At 35.4% G+C, this 3160-nt stretch carries 3 protein-coding genes; all 3 read left to right on the forward strand.

Annotated features, from left to right (window positions below; translation table 11 throughout):
* Positions 1–1503, forward strand: a 1503-nt coding sequence (locus AC1W31_RS20960) for an oligosaccharide flippase family protein (protein ID WP_481736454.1), incomplete at its 5' end; no start/stop codon positions are given.
* 3 nt (positions 1504–1506) lie between these two features.
* Positions 1507–2715, forward strand: a complete 1209-nt coding sequence (locus AC1W31_RS20965) for a glycosyltransferase family 4 protein (RefSeq protein WP_481736455.1) — start codon at positions 1507–1509, stop codon at positions 2713–2715.
* On the forward strand, positions 2715–3160 hold a 446-nt coding region (locus AC1W31_RS20970; protein WP_481736456.1), incomplete at its 3' end, for an FkbM family methyltransferase. The genes AC1W31_RS20965 and AC1W31_RS20970, both read left to right, overlap by 1 nt.

Consider the following 3160-nt stretch of genomic DNA (forward strand, 5'->3'; position numbering starts at 1 on the left):
ATGGGCATCATCATTCGTCAAAGCATTAAAAATTCGGTTGTAACCTACGTAGGCGTGGCAATTGGTACGCTCAACGTACTATTTCTTTATAATAAATTCCTCACCACCGAACAATTAGGACTTTATACTGCCCTCACGAGTTTCCCATTGGTTTTTGCGGGTTTTGCCCACTTAGGAACTCCCCATGTTGGCGTACGGTTTTTCAATCATTTTGCCGATTCTGAACAGAAACATAACGGTTTTTTGGGCTATCTTTTACTTGCCCCTTTTGTGGGATTCATTACTTTTTTATTGGTTTATATTGGTTTAAAACCCTCTTTTGAAGTAGCTTATATCAAAAATTCACCCTTGTTAGTCAATTATTACTGGACATTCCCCGTCATAACTTTCTTCTTGATTTATCAAACCATTTTGGAGACGTATAGTAAAGTTCATCTCCGTATAGTTGTGCCTGCCATAGTCCGAGAAATATTCTTGAAAGCCACCAATTCGGTATTGGCTTTACTCTTCGGATTTCAGTATATTTCTTTCAATCAACTAATTTTAGGCATTATTTTAGCGTATTTTCTGGCGGTTTGTTTCCTGTTAATTTACATCAAAATCTTAGGTAAATTCTATCTTAAACTTGATTTTAGGTTCGTTAGAAAACCCATTTTTAAGGAAATGTATCAGTATGGTTTGTGGACGATGTTAGGTGGTGCAACGGCAACAATCCTGCCCCATATTGAAAAATTGATGCTTCCCGCCTACACGGGAGGACTCGAACGGACTGCTATTTTCAACATTGCTTTGAGTATTGGATTGGTGATTGCCATTCCTAAAAATGCCATTGCATCCATCAGTGACCCACTTTTGGCGGAATCTTGGCGAAATAATGACCTCGAACACGTGGGCGAGATTTATCAAAAATCAGCCCTAAATTTATTGATTGTCGGTACTTTTTTGTTCTTAGGAATTTGGTGTAATATTGATTCCATTTTTCAAATTATTCCCCATTCAGAAATCTATCAAAAAGGCAAATTTGTCGTTTTGATGGTTGGTTTATACAGCCTTTTTGACATGGCAACGGGCTTGAATTCTGAAATTCTGAAAAACTCACCTTATTTTCGATACGATTTATTGCTTTATGTAGTTCGATTTGTGATTTTGTTAGGAGCAAATTTAATCCTAATTCCTTTGTATAGTTACAACGGTGCAGCATTAGCCATGTTGATTTCTGGAATGGTCTATAATCTAATAAAATTTGGCTTCATTAAACAAAAAATAAATCTACAACCTTTTGGAAGTCAAACCATTAAGGTGATTTTATTAGGAATTTTTACTTTCGTAATAACACTTTTACTACCTAATTTTGAAGGTAGTTTCTTCCTGACCCTACTAACCATTCTTATAAAGTCAACAACCATTTTAGTAATTTTTGGCGGAGGCGTTTTGTGGCTGAAAGTGTCGGAAGATTTGAATATAACGCTTGAAACATTCTTGAGAAAGTTGCTTAAAAAATAAAACATGAAAATATTATTTACCTTCGGAGGTTTACCCCATTATTATAATTTAGTCCTCAATCGTCTGAATCGCATTGATGGTCAAGAAATTGTGGTAATTGCCCCAAAAGCGGGAGGTAAAACAGTTGGCTCGGGCGTGCACCAAAGCCTTGATGGGATTGAATTTAAAGTTCACTTTTTAGAAGAATATAAAACGCTTTGGGGCAAACCATTTTTCAAGAATTTCTTAGAAACGATTGAACAAGAACGCCCAGATGTTATCGTTACCATTTGGCCTTATATTTTAGCATTTGTTTATAATCCGCTACTACTTTGGAAAATTAGAAAAATGGGGATTAAGTTGATTCTCAAAGAGATACCTTTTAATATTCCCAAATTCAAGGAAGCGCTTGATTATTATGCTAAAGGTGGCGTGGCTTCTGAAACCATGCAAACGAATCTGAAACCTAACAGTCTGGGTTTTAAATTGAAGTATTCCTTATTGAAATATTCTTACCAAAGAGCCTTTAATTTAGTGGATGCTCACGTGGATTATACGGAAGAAGCTTACGAGATTTTTGGTAGTTATGGTGTACCAAAAGAGAAAATTTTTGTCATTTACAACTCCCCTGATACTGATTTAATCTTAGAAGATAAAGCAAAAATTGAAGGCATAAATACCATTTTACCCGAAAATTCACTTAGACTTTTACACGTGGGTAGATTGGTGAAATGGAAACGAGTTGATATGTTAATTAATGTTTTTAACCAACTTTTAAGCCAATTTCCAACGGCAGAATTAGTTATTGTTGGAACTGGACCAGAAGAGCAAAGTCTTAAAAATCAAGTAATTGCGTTAGAAATTGAACAAAATGTAGTGTTCACGGGGGGAGTTTATGAAATGACAATTCTCGGACAGTATTTCAATGCTTCGCTCGTGTACGTATTAGCAGGTATGGGCGGACTTTCCATTAACGATGCGATGTGTTTCGATAAACCCATCGTATGTGCGGTAGCGGACGGAACGGAGAAAAAATTGGTCAGAGACGGTTATAATGGCTATATTTTTGAAGATGGAAATGCACAAGATTTATTTAAAAAATTAACCGTACTTTTGTCTGACCCAGTAAAAACCCGAAAAATGGGCTTAAATTCTGGACAAATTATCAGAGATGAAGTTAATATTCATGTTGTGATAGAAAATTATCAAAAAGCGTTTAATTACTGTAGCTAATGTTTGTTTTAAAATACATATTCAAAGAACCATATCACGCATTTCGCACGCCTGAAAGCAGAGAATTGTTGAACCTATTTAGAAAATATGGTGACGCAAAACGCTACGAAGAACGACAAATAGAATTTCAAGGATTTACCTTTCAAGTTCCTGATTGTATGTCGTTTCTTTTTCAGTTTCAAGAGATTTTTGTGGAGCAATTTTACAAGTTTAAAACTCTTGATAATCAGCCAGTTATATTAGATTGTGGGGCAAATATTGGTTCGAGTATTGCTTTTTTTAAACGGCAATATCCCAATGCAAAAATAACTGCTTTTGAGGCTGATCCAAAGATTGCGGAAATCCTGAAATTAAACTTAAAAAACAATAATTTAACGGATATCGAAGTCGTCAGTAAAGCCGTTTGGATTAACGATAAAGGCATTGAATTTGCTTCGGAAGGTTC

The organism is Arcicella sp., assembly GCF_964672035.1.